Source organism: Streptomyces sp. CNX435 (assembly GCF_059570575.1).
Map to the genome: position 1 here is coordinate 543,677 of NZ_JCANTA010000002.1, position 13,405 is coordinate 557,081.

Annotated in this window: 12 protein-coding genes and 1 riboswitch; of the genes, 10 read left to right on the forward strand and 2 right to left on the reverse strand. The window is 73.5% G+C overall.

Annotation, left to right across the window (positions count from 1 at the left end):
• Positions 1 to 142: 142 nt before the first annotated feature.
• Positions 143 to 1,813, reverse strand: coding sequence for a phosphoenolpyruvate--protein phosphotransferase (gene ptsP / locus T328_RS05685; protein ID WP_496494746.1), 1,671 nt, complete (start codon positions 1,811 to 1,813; stop codon positions 143 to 145).
• 576 nt (positions 1,814 to 2,389) lie between these two features.
• On the opposite strand from ptsP, the gene clsA reads away from it, so the two are divergent.
• The 10 genes from clsA to T328_RS05735 all read left to right on the forward strand — a co-directional run bounded on the left by clsA (position 2,390) and on the right by T328_RS05735 (position 12,568).
• Positions 2,390 to 3,010: a cardiolipin synthase ClsA gene (gene clsA, locus T328_RS05690; protein WP_496494747.1), complete on the forward strand. Its 621-nt coding sequence runs from the start codon at positions 2,390 to 2,392 to the stop codon at positions 3,008 to 3,010.
• Positions 3,011 to 3,057: 47 nt separating this feature from the next.
• Positions 3,058 to 5,565, forward strand: coding sequence for a sugar phosphate nucleotidyltransferase (locus T328_RS05695; protein ID WP_496494748.1), 2,508 nt, complete (start codon positions 3,058 to 3,060; stop codon positions 5,563 to 5,565).
• An 81-nt stretch (positions 5,566 to 5,646) separates the two neighbouring features.
• The gene (locus T328_RS05700) at positions 5,647 to 6,540 is read left to right on the forward strand and encodes a DUF881 domain-containing protein (RefSeq protein ID WP_496494749.1); all 894 of its coding nucleotides are present in this window, start codon (positions 5,647 to 5,649) and stop codon (positions 6,538 to 6,540) included.
• Entirely contained in the window at positions 6,537 to 6,869 is a 333-nt protein-coding gene (locus tag T328_RS05705) for a small basic family protein (protein WP_027744874.1), read from the forward strand. Before T328_RS05700 ends, T328_RS05705 begins: the two co-directional genes overlap by 4 nt.
• Before the next feature lie 89 nt (positions 6,870 to 6,958).
• Positions 6,959 to 8,038 carry a DUF881 domain-containing protein gene (locus T328_RS05710; protein ID WP_496494905.1) on the forward strand — a complete coding sequence of 360 codons (1,080 nt, stop codon included), beginning with the start codon at positions 6,959 to 6,961 and terminating at the stop codon, positions 8,036 to 8,038.
• 156 nt (positions 8,039 to 8,194) lie between these two features.
• Positions 8,195 to 9,031 (forward strand): double zinc ribbon and FHA domain-containing protein, encoded by an 837-nt coding sequence (locus T328_RS05715; protein WP_496494750.1) that lies wholly within the window; start codon positions 8,195 to 8,197, stop codon positions 9,029 to 9,031.
• 32 nt (positions 9,032 to 9,063) lie between these two features.
• On the forward strand, positions 9,064 to 9,786 hold the full coding sequence (gene ftsR / locus T328_RS05720) for a transcriptional regulator FtsR (RefSeq protein WP_496494751.1): 723 nt from the start codon (positions 9,064 to 9,066) through the stop codon (positions 9,784 to 9,786).
• 53 nt (positions 9,787 to 9,839) lie between these two features.
• Positions 9,840 to 10,313 carry a bifunctional nuclease family protein gene (locus T328_RS05725; protein WP_420305877.1) on the forward strand — a complete coding sequence of 158 codons (474 nt, stop codon included), beginning with the start codon at positions 9,840 to 9,842 and terminating at the stop codon, positions 10,311 to 10,313.
• A gap of 158 nt (positions 10,314 to 10,471) precedes the next feature.
• Complete coding sequence (locus T328_RS05730) at positions 10,472 to 11,071, forward strand: MerR family transcriptional regulator (RefSeq protein WP_496494752.1); 600 nt, start codon at positions 10,472 to 10,474, stop codon at positions 11,069 to 11,071.
• A gap of 126 nt (positions 11,072 to 11,197) precedes the next feature.
• Entirely contained in the window at positions 11,198 to 12,568 is a 1,371-nt protein-coding gene (locus T328_RS05735; RefSeq protein WP_496494753.1) for a DNA polymerase IV, read from the forward strand.
• Here T328_RS05735 and T328_RS05740 read toward each other — a convergent pair whose 3' ends face one another.
• Positions 12,569 to 12,997 carry a PRC-barrel domain-containing protein gene (locus T328_RS05740; RefSeq protein WP_496494754.1) on the reverse strand — a complete coding sequence of 143 codons (429 nt, stop codon included), beginning with the start codon at positions 12,995 to 12,997 and terminating at the stop codon, positions 12,569 to 12,571.
• A gap of 148 nt (positions 12,998 to 13,145) precedes the next feature.
• A riboswitch (glycine riboswitch) is annotated at positions 13,146 to 13,242 on the forward strand.
• Positions 13,243 to 13,405: the final 163 nt, after the last annotated feature.

Below are 13,405 nucleotides of genomic sequence, written 5' to 3' on the forward strand. Positions count from 1 at the left end.
GGGCGGCAGCCCCGGTTTCGGGAAGGGGCGGGTTCGCGGAACAGACCGCTCCGCCGCACCTCCGCGCGCAACTCCCGTACCGCCCGCTCACTTCGGCAGCCCCGCAAAGCACGATCAGTCGGCCCCGGCCGAGGCGGCCCGCCTACTCCCCGGACAGCACCGTCCGCGCCGCCTCCCGCGCCTCCTCCGCCGTGTCCGCGGCCCGCGCCGCGGACGCCGCGCGCTCGCACTGCGCGAGCGTGTGCTTCGCCAGCGTCGCCCGTACGTACGGAATCGCCGCCGCGCCCATCGACAGCGACGTGACCCCCAGCCCCGTCAGCACACACGCCAGCAGCGGATCCGACGCCGCCTCGCCGCACACGCCGCAGCTCTTGCCCTCGGCCTTGGCGCCCTCCGCGGCGAAGGACACGAGGTCCAGCAGCGCCGGCTGCCACGGGTCCTGCAGCCGGGACACCGCCCCGACCTCGCGGTCGGCGGCGAAGGTGTACTGCGCCAGGTCGTTGGTGCCCAGCGACAGGAACTCGACCTCCTGCAAGATCGCCCGCGACCGCAGCGCCGCCGCCGGAATCTCCACCATGGCGCCCGCCTTCGCGGACAGCCCGGCCTCCCGGCACGCCACCGCGAAGTCCGCGGCGTCCCTGCGGTCCGCCACCATCGGCGCCATCACTTCCAGGTAGACGGGCAGCCCGGCCGCCGCCTTGGACAGCGCGGTGAGCTGCGTGCGCAGCACGTCGGGGTGGGCGAGCAGCGAGCGCAGCCCGCGAACGCCGAGCGCGGGGTTCGGCTCGTCGGCTGGGGTGAGGAACTCCAGCGGCTTGTCGGCGCCCGCGTCGAGTACGCGTACGACGACCCGCCCCTCCGGAAACGCCTCCAGCACCTTGCGGTACGCCTCGATCTGCGCCTGCTCGGACGGAGCCGTCCCGCTGTCGTCCAGGAACAGGAACTCGGTGCGGAACAGGCCCACGCCCTCCGCTCCCGCCGCCACGGCCGCCGGCACGTCCCCCGGGCCGCCGACGTTCGCCAGCAGGGGCACCCGGTGCCCGTCGGAGGTCGCCCCCGGGCCGCTGACGGCCGCCAGCGCCGCCCTGCGCTCCGCCGCCGTCTGCTCCAGCTCCGCGCGCTTGTCGGGCCCGGGCTCGACAAACACCTCCCCGGTCGAGCCGTCAACGGCGACGACCGTGCCCTCGGCCAGCTCTCCGGCGCCCGGCAGCGCCACCACGGCCGGCACGCCGAGCGCGCGGGCGAGGATCGCGCTGTGGCTGGTCGGCCCGCCCTCCTCGGTGACGAAGCCGAGGACCAGCGACGGGTCGAGGAGGGCGGTGTCGGCGGGCGCCAGGTCGCGGGCGATGAGGACGTACGGCTCGTCGCTGTCCGGCACGCCGGGCATCGGCACGCCCAGCAGCCGGGCCACGATCCGGTTGCGTACGTCGTCGAGGTCGGCGACCCGCCCGGCCATGTACTCCCCGGCGCCGGCGAGCAGTTCGCGGTACGCCGCGAAGGCGTCGTACGCGGCCCGCTCGGCGGAGGAGCCGACCGCGATCCGCCGCTCCACGTCCGCCGCCAGCTCCGGGTCCTGCGCGATCATGGCCTGCGCCTCCAGCACGGCCTGCGCCTCGCCGCCGGCCAGGTTGCCGCGCGCCGTCAGGTCGGCGGCGACCGCCTCCACGGCCTTGCGTACCCGCTCCTGCTCGCGCGGCGCCTCCGCCGCGGGAATCTGCTTCGCCGGCGGTTCGAGCACCGCCGTGCCCATTTGCCGTGCCTCGCCGATCGCCACCCCGTGGCTCACGCCGACGCCTCGCAGGGTCGTCTCCATCAGTACCTCTCCGGGTCGATCTGTCTGAACCGCGGCACTGCGCGGCGCCCGTGCAGTCACGCTGTTGCCCTGCCCGCGGGCAGCGGTCAGGGCTTGACCGCCACGAAGCCGGCAACGGTCGAGTGGGAAGTCTCAGTGAGACGGAGTGTCGCGTCACCAGTCTTCCGCATGGTGACCTGCTGCGGTGGCCTGTGGTCAGTGCCACGGGAAGCGGGACCTTCACGTCTCTCAGCGCGCCCTTGCCCGCATCCAGGGCCACCACCGGCGAGTCCGATGGCGCGGCCGGTGAGCGGGGACGAGACTTGGGTCATGCCCGGGCCTCCAGGAAACAGCGGGGGGTCGGCGCCGCCCGTGTCCGTGAGGGCCGCGCCGCTCCTGAAGCGTAACCAATCGGAATTTGAGGTTTCGCGCCGATTGGTCCCCGCCGGGACGCCCCGCCGCCCCGCCCTGGAGCCCGCCCCGGAGTCGGCCCCCGAACCGGCCTGCGCGCAGGCCCGTGTCCGTAGACGGGTAAGGTCGGAGCGCATCGTCGGCGCATCTGGCGGGACTGGCGGGATCGGACGGGGAGGCGGGCGGGTGGAGGTCCAGGAGACGGCTGCTTCGGCGGACCGGATCTTCACTGTTCCCAACCTCCTCAGCATGGCCCGGCTCGTCCTGGTGCCCGTCTTCCTGTGGCTGATCCTGTGGCCCGAGTTCGACGGCCCCAACGCGGACGGCTGGGCGCTGGCGATCCTGGCGTTCAGCGGCATCAGCGACTACCTCGACGGCAAGCTCGCCCGCCGCTGGAACCAGGTGTCGAACCTGGGCCGCATTCTGGACCCGGCCGCCGACCGCCTCTACATCCTGGCCACGCTCGTCGGCCTGACCTGGCGGGAGATCCTGCCGCTGTGGCTGACCGTCGCGCTGCTGTCCCGGGACGCGATCGTCGGCGTGGCCGTGTGGCTGCTGGGCCGCCACGGCTACCCGCCGCCGCAGGTGAACTTCCTGGGCAAGTCCGCCACCTTCTGTCTCATGTACGCCTTCCCACTGCTCCTGCTCAGTGACGGAAGTGGATGGCTCTCGTCACTCTCTGCTATTTTCGGATGGGCGTTCGCCGGCTGGGGTACAGCGCTGTACTGGTGGGCCGGCGGTCTCTACCTCATCCAGGTACGCCGTCTCATCCGAGAAGACGCCCGCGCGGACACCACCCCCGATTAGGCGGCAGCCGGCATCGCCGTCTCACGCCCAAGGAGGACGCTTCCGATATGAAGGCCGTCGTGATGGCTGGGGGCGAAGGCACCCGCCTGCGCCCCATGACCGCGAGCATGCCCAAGCCCCTGCTGCCGGTGGTGAACCGGCCGATCATGGAGCACGTCCTGCGGCTGCTCAAAAGCCACGGGCTGACGGAGACGGTGGTGACCGTCCAGTTCCTCGCCTCCCTGGTGCGGAACTACTTCGGGGACGGCGAGGAGCTCGGTATGGAGCTCTCGTACGCCAACGAGGACCGTCCGCTCGGCACCGCGGGCAGCGTGAAGAACGCCGAGGAGGCGCTCAAGGACGACTCGTTCCTGGTCATCTCCGGGGACGCGCTCACCGACTTCGACCTCACCGACCTGATCGCGTTCCACCGTGAGAAGGGTGCGCTGGTCACCGTCTGCCTCACCCGGGTCCCCAACCCGCTGGAGTTCGGCATCACCATCGTCGACGAGGAGGGCAAGGTCGAGCGGTTCCTGGAGAAGCCCACCTGGGGCCAGGTCTTCTCCGACACCGTCAACACCGGTATCTACGTGATGGAGCCCGAGGTCTTCGACTACGTCGAGGCGGACACCTCCGTCGACTGGTCCGGCGACGTCTTCCCGCAGCTGATGAAGGACGGCAAGCCCATCTACGGCTACGTGGCGGAGGGCTACTGGGAGGACGTCGGCACCCACGAGAGCTACGTCAAGGCCCAGGCCGACGTGCTGGAGGGCAAGGTCGACCTCGACCTCGACGGCTTCGAGATCTCGCCCGGCGTCTGGGTGGCCGAGGGCGCCGAGGTGCACCCCGAGGCCGTGCTCCGCGGCCCGCTCTACATCGGCGACTACGCCAAGGTCGAGCAGGGCGCCGAGGTCCGCGAGCACTCGGTCCTGGGCTCCAACGTCGTCGTCAAGCAGGGCGCGTTCCTGCACCGCGCCGTCATCCACGACAACGTCTTCATCGGCGGCCACAGCAACCTCCGCGGCTGCGTCATCGGCAAGAACACCGACGTCATGCGCGCCGCGAGGATCGAGGACGGCGCGGTCATCGGCGACGAGTGCCTGATCGGAGAAGAATCGATCATCCAGGGCAATGTGCGCGTCTACCCCTTCAAGACCATCGAAGCGGGCGCGTTCGTCAACACATCGGTGATCTGGGAGTCGCGCGGCCAGGCATACCTCTTCGGCGCCCGCGGCGTCTCCGGCATCCTCAACGTCGAGATCACCCCCGAACTCGCCGTCCGGCTGGCCGGCGCGTACGCCACCACCCTGAAGAAGGGCTCTAGCGTCACCACCGCCCGCGACCACTCCCGCGGCGCCCGCGCGCTCAAGCGCGCGGTGATCTCCGCGCTGCAGGCCAGCGCCATAGACGTACGCGACCTGGAGAACGTGCCGCTGCCGGTGGCCCGGCAGCAGACCGCCCGCGGCAGCGCCGGCGGCATCATGATCCGCACCACCCCCGGCGTGCAGGACTCCGTCGACATCATGTTCCTCGACGAGCGCGGTGCCGACCTCTCGCAGGCCGCGCAGCGCAAGCTCGACCGCGTCTACGCACGTCAGGAGTACCGCCGGGCGTTCCCCGGCGAGATCGGCGACCTGCGCTTCCCCGCCAGCGTCTTCGACTCCTACACCGGCTCGCTGCTGCGCGCCGTGGACACCGGGGGCATCGCCGAAGCCGGCCTGAAGGTCGTCGTCGACGCCTCCCACGGCAGCGCCGGCCTGGTGCTGCCGAGCCTCCTCGGCCGCGTCGGGGTGGACGCGCTGACCATCAACCCGGGCCTGGACGAGTCCCAGCCGACCGAGACGCCGCAGTCGCGCCGGGCCGGCCTCGTCCGCCTCGGCGAGATCGTGGCCTCCGCCCGCGCCGCCTTCGGCGTGCGCTTCGACCCCGTCGGCGAGCGCATCTCGCTGGTCGACGAGAAGGGCCGGATCGTCGAGGACGACCGGGCGCTGCTCGTCATGCTGGACCTGGTGGCGGCGGAGCGGCGCAGCGGCCGGGTGGCGATGCCGGTGACGACGACGCGCATCGCCGAGCAGGTGGCCGCGTACCACGGCACCCAAGTGGAGTGGACGACGACGTCGCCCGACGACCTGGCCCGGGTGGCGCGCATGGACGACACCGTCTTCGGCGGCGACGGCCGCGGCGGCTTCATCATCCCGGAGTTCTCCTCCGTCTTCGACGGCGCCGCCGCGTTCGCCCGGCTCACCGGCCTGGTCGCGCGCACCCAGCTCACCCTCAGCCAGATCGACGCCCGCATCCCACGCGCCCACGTGCTGCGCCGGGACCTGGCCACCCCGTGGGCGGTCAAGGGCATGATCATGCGCCGGGTGGTGGAGGCCGCGGGCTCCCGGGACGTGGACACCACCGACGGCGTGCGCGTCGTGGAGCCCGACGGGCGCTGGGTGCTGGTGCTGCCGGACCGCGCCGAGGCGGTCACGCACCTGTGGGCCGAGGGTCCCGACCAGGCGTCCGCCGAAGCCCTCCTCGACGAGTGGGCGGCAGTTGTCGACGGGAGCGGCGACGGGAGCGGCGACTGACGCGGGCACGGCGGAGAGAGACTTCACCTAACCCAGGGGTCGCGGCACCGTAGGGCCTCCGGGCGTGCAACGATGTCCGGCATGCCGCAGCAGCCCCCCGAACGGAGCAGTGCACCGGCACGCCCCCGTCCGGACGCCTCCATGTCGCTGCTGACCCGGCTGATGGACCACAGCCTGGACGACGGGTACGCCGAAGCCGCCGCGCGCCACGGTGCCCGCCCGCGCGGGGAGCGGCTGCCGCAGCGGCTGCGCGGGCGGGCCTGGCTGGCGGTCGGCCTGGTGCTCACCGCGCTGGTCCTCACCGTCGGCGCCGCCGAGGCCCGCGTCGAGGCGCCCGACCTCGCCCGCGAGCGCGAGGAGCTGATCGACCGGGTCGAGGATCGTACCGCCGCGGCGGACGACCTCGACCACACGGTCGAGCAGCTGCACGACGAGGTGGCCGACCGGCAGCGCGAGGCGCTGGAGGAGCACGGAGGCGACCGGGCCGCCCTGCTCGCGCTGTTGGCCGGTGCGGCCGAGGCCGAGGGCCCCGGCGTACGTCTGGTGGTCGACGACGCCGCCGACGCGGGCACCGGCGCGGCCGGCGGCCCGCGTGGCTCGACCAGCTTCGCGGACGACGGCCGGGTCCGCGACCGCGACCTGCAGCGCATCGTCAACGGGCTCTGGCTCGCCGGCGCCGAGGCGGTCTCCGTCAACGGCCGCCGGCTCACCGCCCTGTCCGCGATCCGCGCGGCCGGCGACGCGATCCTCGTCGACAACCGCCCGCTGGCACCGCCGTACACGGTGCTGGCCATCGGTGACGGTGAGCGGCTCCTGGAGCGGTTCCGGGAGAACGCCGACGGCCAGTACCTGGACGTGCTGGAGGACAACTACGGGATCAGGGCCGGGATCTCCGCGCGGGACGACCTCCGGCTGCCGGCCGCCGCCGGCCTGTCCGTACGCCACGCAGAACCGAAGGAGAACAACCCCTCGTGATCGCCGTACTGGGTCTCGTCGCGGGAATCGTCATGGGCCTCGTCGTCCAGCCCGTGGTGCCGGCGGGCCTGGAGCCGTACCTGCCCATCGCCGTCGTCGCCGCGCTCGACGCGGTCTTCGGGGCGCTGCGGGCCATGCTCGACGGGATCTTCGACGACAAGGTCTTCGTGGTCTCGTTCCTCTCGAACGTCGTCGTGGCCGCGCTGATCGTCTTCCTGGGCGACAAGCTGGGCGTCGGCGCGCAGCTGTCGACGGGCGTCGTGGTGGTGCTCGGCATCCGGATCTTCTCCAACGCCGCCGCCATCCGGCGGCACGTCTTCCAGGCGTGAGGCCCGTGCCCGACGAGACTCCTCCGAACTCCCCGCGCCCCGGCGACCCGCCCGCCGAGTACCCGCAGGGCACGCCCGGCGCGCCGGGCGTGCCGCCACGCCCGTCCGCGCCGCGGCAGCACCCGCCCGCGGGCCACTCCTCCCGGCAGCAGCCGCAGCCGCCGCGACAGCCGGCCCCGCGGCGGCCCGCCGCGCCGCCGCAGCCGCCCGCGCAGCCGCCGCGCAAGCCCTCCGTACCGCAGCGACCGGCCGCCCAGCAGCGACCACCGGCCCAGCAGCGCCCGGCCGACCAGCAGGGACCGGCCGACCAGCAGGGACCGGGTGCCCAGCAGCGGCCCCCCGCGCCGTCGTCCTCCGCGCCGTCGTCCTCCGCGCCATCGCCGCCCGGGCCGCCGCCACCCGAGCGAGCCGCGTCCCCCGAGCCGCCCGCCCCGCCGCGGCCCGTGCTGGGCGCCGGCCGGCGCCGCCTGGTCGACGCCGTGTGGCCGCCCCGGCTGACCCGCTCCCAACTGATCGTCGCCCTACTGCTGTTCGTGCTCGGCCTGGGCCTGGCCATCCAGGTCCGCTCCACCGGCGAGTCCAGCGCGCTGCGCGGCGCCCGCCAGGAGGACCTCGTCCGGATCCTCGACGAGCTGGACGACCGCACCCAGCGGCTGGAGGACGAGCGCGAGCGCCTGGAGGACCAGAAGGCGGAGCTGGAGAACAGCTCCGACCAGGCGGAGGAGGCGCGCCGGCAGACGGAGGCCAAGGAGCGCGAACTCGGCGTGCTGGCCGGCACCGTCGCCGCCGAGGGCCCGGGCATCGAGATCACCGTCCGCGGCCCCGCGGGGGCGGTCGAGGCGGACATGCTGCTCGACACCATCCAGGAGCTGCGGGCGGCCGGCGCCGAGGCGATCCAGATCAACGGCGTGCGCGTGGTCGCCGGCACACACTTCGCCGCCGCCGGGGAGAACGACGTGGCGATCGACGGCCGGCGGGTCTCCCAGCCGTACGTCTTCCGCGTGATCGGCCGCGCCGAGGATCTGGAGCCCGCGCTGAACATCCCCGGTGGGGTGGTTCAGACCATGGAGGAGGAGCAGGCTACGGTGTCCATCGAGCCCCGGGACACGGTCATCGTGGACGCCTTGCGGCGGGCGAAGCCGCCTGACTACGCTCGGTCGTCGTCGTGACCTCGTGGTTACCGGGGGTCGACGCAGCGGCTGCGGTTGCGTAAGGGAAACTGTCCGGGGGTTGTGGACGTTCAGTGAATGTCCGGTGCCGCTGATGCGCGTGTCGAGTGACCTGCTCGAACACGGGCCTGTCCGACGGTCAAGGGGAAATCGCCCGTGAAGTTGTTCGCTAAGTTGTTCGGGAGGGGCTCGGCGGAACGGCCGGGCCGGCACCGCGCCGCGTCCGCGTCCCAGGGCGGCGAGGCCGGCGAGCGCGCCTTGTACCGCGATCAGGCGCCTCCGCAGTCCGGCGACATTTCGGGTGGTCAGGGCGAGTCTTATGTTGACCCTGCCGCGTCCGGCCGCATAGGTTTCGGGGAACCATCAACCTCAAGTGCGGGTGGAGGGTTCGGCCCAGGCCCGCATGCGCCCGACGCCGCTGCGGGCGTTCCGCAGCAGGAGGCTCACTCCATGGACCTGCCGGTATGCAACAGGTGCGGGGCCCGCAACGCGCAGGCGAGCCGGTTCTGCTCCAACTGCGGCGCCCCGTTGCGGGCGGGGGCGCCCGAGCGCCCGTCGGAGACCACGACCACGATCTCCATCTCGGGCCTTGAGGCGTACGAAGCCGAGGTCGCCGCCGGTGGCGCCGGCCAGACGCTGCCGCCGCTGTCGCCCGAGGCGCAGGCGGCCGTCGACGCACTGCCGCCCGGCTCCGCGCTGCTGGTCGTCCGCCGCGGCCCCAACTCCGGCTCCCGCTTCCTGCTGGACAGCGAGCTGACCACCGTCGGGCGCCATCCGCAGAGCGACATCTTCCTGGACGACGTCACCGTCTCCCGGCGGCACGTGGAGTTCCGCCGGACGCCGGACGGGCGGTTCTCCGTCGCCGACGTCGGCAGCCTCAACGGCACGTACGTCAACCGTGAGCGGATCGACGAGATCGAGCTGACCAGCGGGGACGAGGTGCAGATCGGAAAGTTCCGGCTGGTCTTCTTCGCCAGCCGGCGCACCGCCTGACGGCGGGAGAAGACGACCACGGGACGGAAGCGATGGGCGACACCCCCGGGGGCGGCACCACCGCCCCGGAAGCGGACCGGCCGGACCGACGCCGGGCGCTCGACCGGCAGTTGAGCATCGGGGGTGTCCTCGCCGTGCTGCGCGAGGAGTTCCCCGAGGTCACCATCTCCAAGATTCGCTTCCTGGAGTCCGAGGGCCTGGTGGAGCCGCAGCGCTCCCCGGGCGGCTATCGCAAGTTCGGCGCCGCGGACGTCGAGCGGCTGGCCCGGATCCTGCGTATGCAGCGGGATCACTACCTGCCGCTGAAGGTCATCCGTGAGCAGCTGGACGCCGAGCCCGCGGACGGCGCCCGCGCCGGTGCCGGTGCCGCCGCGGAGCCGCCCCACGACCCCCGTATCGACCGCGCGACCCTCCTGCGCACCGCCGCCGTCGGCGAGGAGGAGCTGGCGTCCTGGGAGGCGTTCGGCCTCGTCGCCCCGGACGCCGACGGGCTCTACGACGCGGACGCCGCCGCCGTCGCCCGCCTCGTCGCCGAACTCGGCAGTTACGGGCTGCAGGCGCGCCACCTGCGCGGCCTGAAGGCCGCCGCCGACCGCGACGCCGGCCTCGTCGAACAGGTCATCGGCCCGCTGCGGCGGCACCGCAGCCCGCAGACGCGGGCGCACGCGGAATCCACGGCAGAACGCCTGATCGAACTGTCCGCGCGGCTGCACGCGACCCTCGTACGGTCGTCGCTGCGGGTCGCCGGCAGCTGACCGGTCCCGTGCTCGACTACCCAAAACCGCCGGGGTCGGCCTAGGGTTGCTGTGTGAACGAGCTCGACGTTGTGGGTGTCCGGGTGGAAATGCCCTCGAACCAACCGATCGTTCTCCTGCGTGAAGTGGGCGGCGACCGGTACCTCCCCATCTGGATCGGTCCCGGGGAGGCGACGGCGATCGCCTTCGCGCAGCAAGGCATGACCCCCGCGCGCCCGCTGACCCATGACCTGTTCAAGAACGTGCTGGACGCGGTCGGCCAGGAACTCGCCGAGGTGCGGATCACCGACCTGCGGGAAGGCGTGTTCTACGCCGAGCTGGTGTTCTCCGGCGGCACTGAGGTGAGCGCCCGCCCGTCCGACGCCATCGCCCTCGCGCTGCGCACCGGCACGCCGATCTACGGCAGCGAAGGAGTGCTCAACGACGCGGGTATCTCGATCCCGGACGAGCAGGAGGACGAGGTGGAGAAGTTCCGCGAGTTCCTCGACCAGATCACGCCCGAGGACTTCGGTACCAACCCTCAGTGACTGCCGCCCGCGGTAGCCCGCCCGGGCCTACCGCACGGACGCCGTGGCCAAACCACCCGTAGGGTGATGAGCACCCGGCGTGCCCCGTGTGGCGTTCGTTGACGCGCCCGGGGCGACTGCCTACCGTCAGGAGGCAGGTCAGGGAGCGGGAGGTCGGCGTGGTGGTCACGGGCGGCGAGAGATCGGCCGGAGGGGGCGGACCAGTTCCGCTGTACGGTCACGGCGCGGAGCCCGCGAGGCAGCAGTCGGCCGCCTCCGCGGATCCGGACGAGGTCGGCTACCGGGGACCCGCCGCGTGCGCCGCGGCCGGTATCACGTACCGCCAGCTCGACTACTGGGCCCGTACCGGCCTGGTCGGGCCCGGTGTCCGCCCCGCGCACGGCTCGGGCACCCAGCGGCTCTACAGCTCCCAGGACGTCGTCGTACTCAAGATCGTCAAGCGGCTGCTGGACGCCGGGGTCTCGCTGCAGAGCATCAGGACGGCCGTACGGCACCTGCGCGCCGCCGGCGCGGCTGACCTGCGGCGGATGACGCTCATCAGCGACGGCGCGACGGTCTACGAGTGCACGTCCCCGCACGAGGTCGTCGAGCTGCTGCAGGGCGGCCAGGGCATCTTCGGCATCGCCGTCGGCGTGGTCTTCAGCGACGTGCAGGCCGCCCTCGCGCAGCTGCACGCGGAGCGCGTCGACACCGGCGAGACGCTGGTGGGGCGCAACGCCGCCGACGAACTGGCACGCCGCCGCAGCCGCGCCGGCTGACCACGGCCGGACTGCGCTCCGGAGCCCCGCGGCGCCCCCGGGCGCGCACGGGCCGCCACGGCCGCCGTACGGCGGCGCCAGGGCCGCTGTCGCGCCGATGTCGTACCCATGGGGGACCATTCGAGCGTGAGAAGCGCGCCGTCCGTCCTGCACCTGGACATGGACGCGTTCTACGCCGCCGTCGAGCAGGCCGCCAAGCCGAGCCTCAAGGGCAAGGCCGTGATCGTCGGCGGCCTCGGCCCGCGCGGCGTGGTGGCCACCGCGTCGTACGAGGCACGGGTCTTCGGGGTGCACTCGGCGATGGCCATGGGCATGGCCCGCCGGCTCTGCCCCAACGCCGCGTTCCTCGTCCCCCGCTTCCGGCTCTACCAGCAGGTCAGCGGCCAGGTCATGGCGCTGCTCGGGGAGCTGTCGCCGCTGGTGGAGCCGCTGAGCCTGGACGAGGCGTTCGTCGACCTCGAAGCCGGCGGCACACCCGCGGAGGAGACCGCGCTACGGGGTGTGGCGCACCGGCTGCGCGCGGACATCCGCGCCGCCACCGGCCTGACCGGGTCCGTCGGGCTCGCCGCCTCCAAGATGCTCGCCAAGGTCGCCTCCGAGCTGGCGAAGCCGGACGGGCTGGTCGTGGTGCCGCCGGGCGGCGAGCGGGCGCTGCTGGGGCCCATGAGCGTGCGTACGCTGCCCGGCGTGGGCCCCGCGACGGCGGACACGCTGCGCCGCGCCGGGATCACCACGGTCGCGGAGGTCACGGAGGCCGGCGAGGACGAGATGGTGCGGCTGCTGGGCAAGGCGCACGGCACCGGGATCCACGTCATGGCGCTGGGCCTGGACGAGCGGCCGGTGGTCGCGGACCGGGACGCCAAGTCCGTCTCCGTCGAGGACACCTTCGACGTCGACCTCACCGACCGGATCCGGATCCGCACGGAGGTCGAGCGGCTGGCGCGGCGCTGCGTGACGCGGCTGCGCGGCACGGGGCGCTCCGGCCGCACGGTGGTCCTGAAGGTCCGGCGGTACGACTTCTCCACCCTCACCCGCTCCGAGACCCTGCGCGGGCCCACCGACGACCCGGCCGTGGTCGTCGAGGCGGCCCTGCGGCTGCTGGACGGGGTGGAGACGGCCGGCGGGGTGCGGCTGCTGGGCGTCGGCGTGAGCGGTCTCGCGGACTTCACGCAGGAGGACCTGTTCGCGCAGAGCGGCCAGGCGCCGGAGGCGCGGCACGGGCCGGTGGACGCCGACGGCCCGGTGGCCGAGCCGCCGCCCGGGCCGCCCCCGCCGCCCGCCGCGGCGGAGCCGGAGCCGGCGGCCCCGCACTGGCTGCCGGGGCTGGACGTGCGGCACGCCGATCACGGACCCGGCTGGGTGCAGGGCAGCGGCGTGGGCCGGGTCACGGTGCGGTTCGAGGTGCCGGGCTCGGCGCCCGGGCGGGTGCGTACGTTCGCCGCCGACGACCCGGCGCTCCAGCCGGCGGACCCGCTGCCGCTGGCGCCCGGCGGCTGATCAGTCGTCCGACCCGGCGACCTCGCCGACGTCGCGGTCCTGCGGCTGCCGCGCCGGTTGCGGCGGCTGGGACTGCCGGTTCGGACGGGTCCTGGCGACGTCCGGCGGCAGCGCCATCCCGTAGTGCTGGTAGAGCTGCAGCTCCTGCGCGGGGGAGAGGTGCCGGCCGACGCCGAAGTCCGGCGCGTCCTTGATCAGTTCCCGGTCGAACGGCACCCGCAGCCCCTCGTCGGCCAGCTCGCTCGGCCCCAGCGGCACGAACGCGTCGCGGTGGAACAGGCCCGTGCGCACGGCCGCCCACTGCGGGGCGCCGGTGGCGTCGTCGAGGTACACCTCGTCGACGGTGCCGAGCTTCTCGCCGTTGCCGTCGTACGCGCGCACGCCGATCAGGCTCCGGGGGTCGATGTCGGTCTGCACGGTGCCTCCCACGTCTCGACACAGCTCCGCTGCCTCCACGTAACGGCACAACGCGCCGCGCGGCCACTCGGCGGGCGCCGCCCGGGCACCGGCCACGACAGGCCCTCGCACCCGCGCCCGGCTGCGCGGGGGCGTGCGCTGGTACGCTGACCGTGGCTGCAGACCCCGTGCGGGAGAGTCCTCCGCCCGCCAGACGGAGGCGCCGAAGGAGCAACTCCTCCCCGGAATCTCTCAGGCCCCCGTACCGCACGGACGAGGTCACTCTGGAAAGCAGGGCGGGTCGTACGCGACCCCTCCTCACCGACGGTGCAAGCCGGCCCGCCCGGTCCGGGCGGACGGCGAAGCTCTCAGGTCCGGATGACAGAGGGGGAGGCCGTACGGGTGCCCGGCCCAGGGGTATCCGCGAAGGTCCGTGCGACC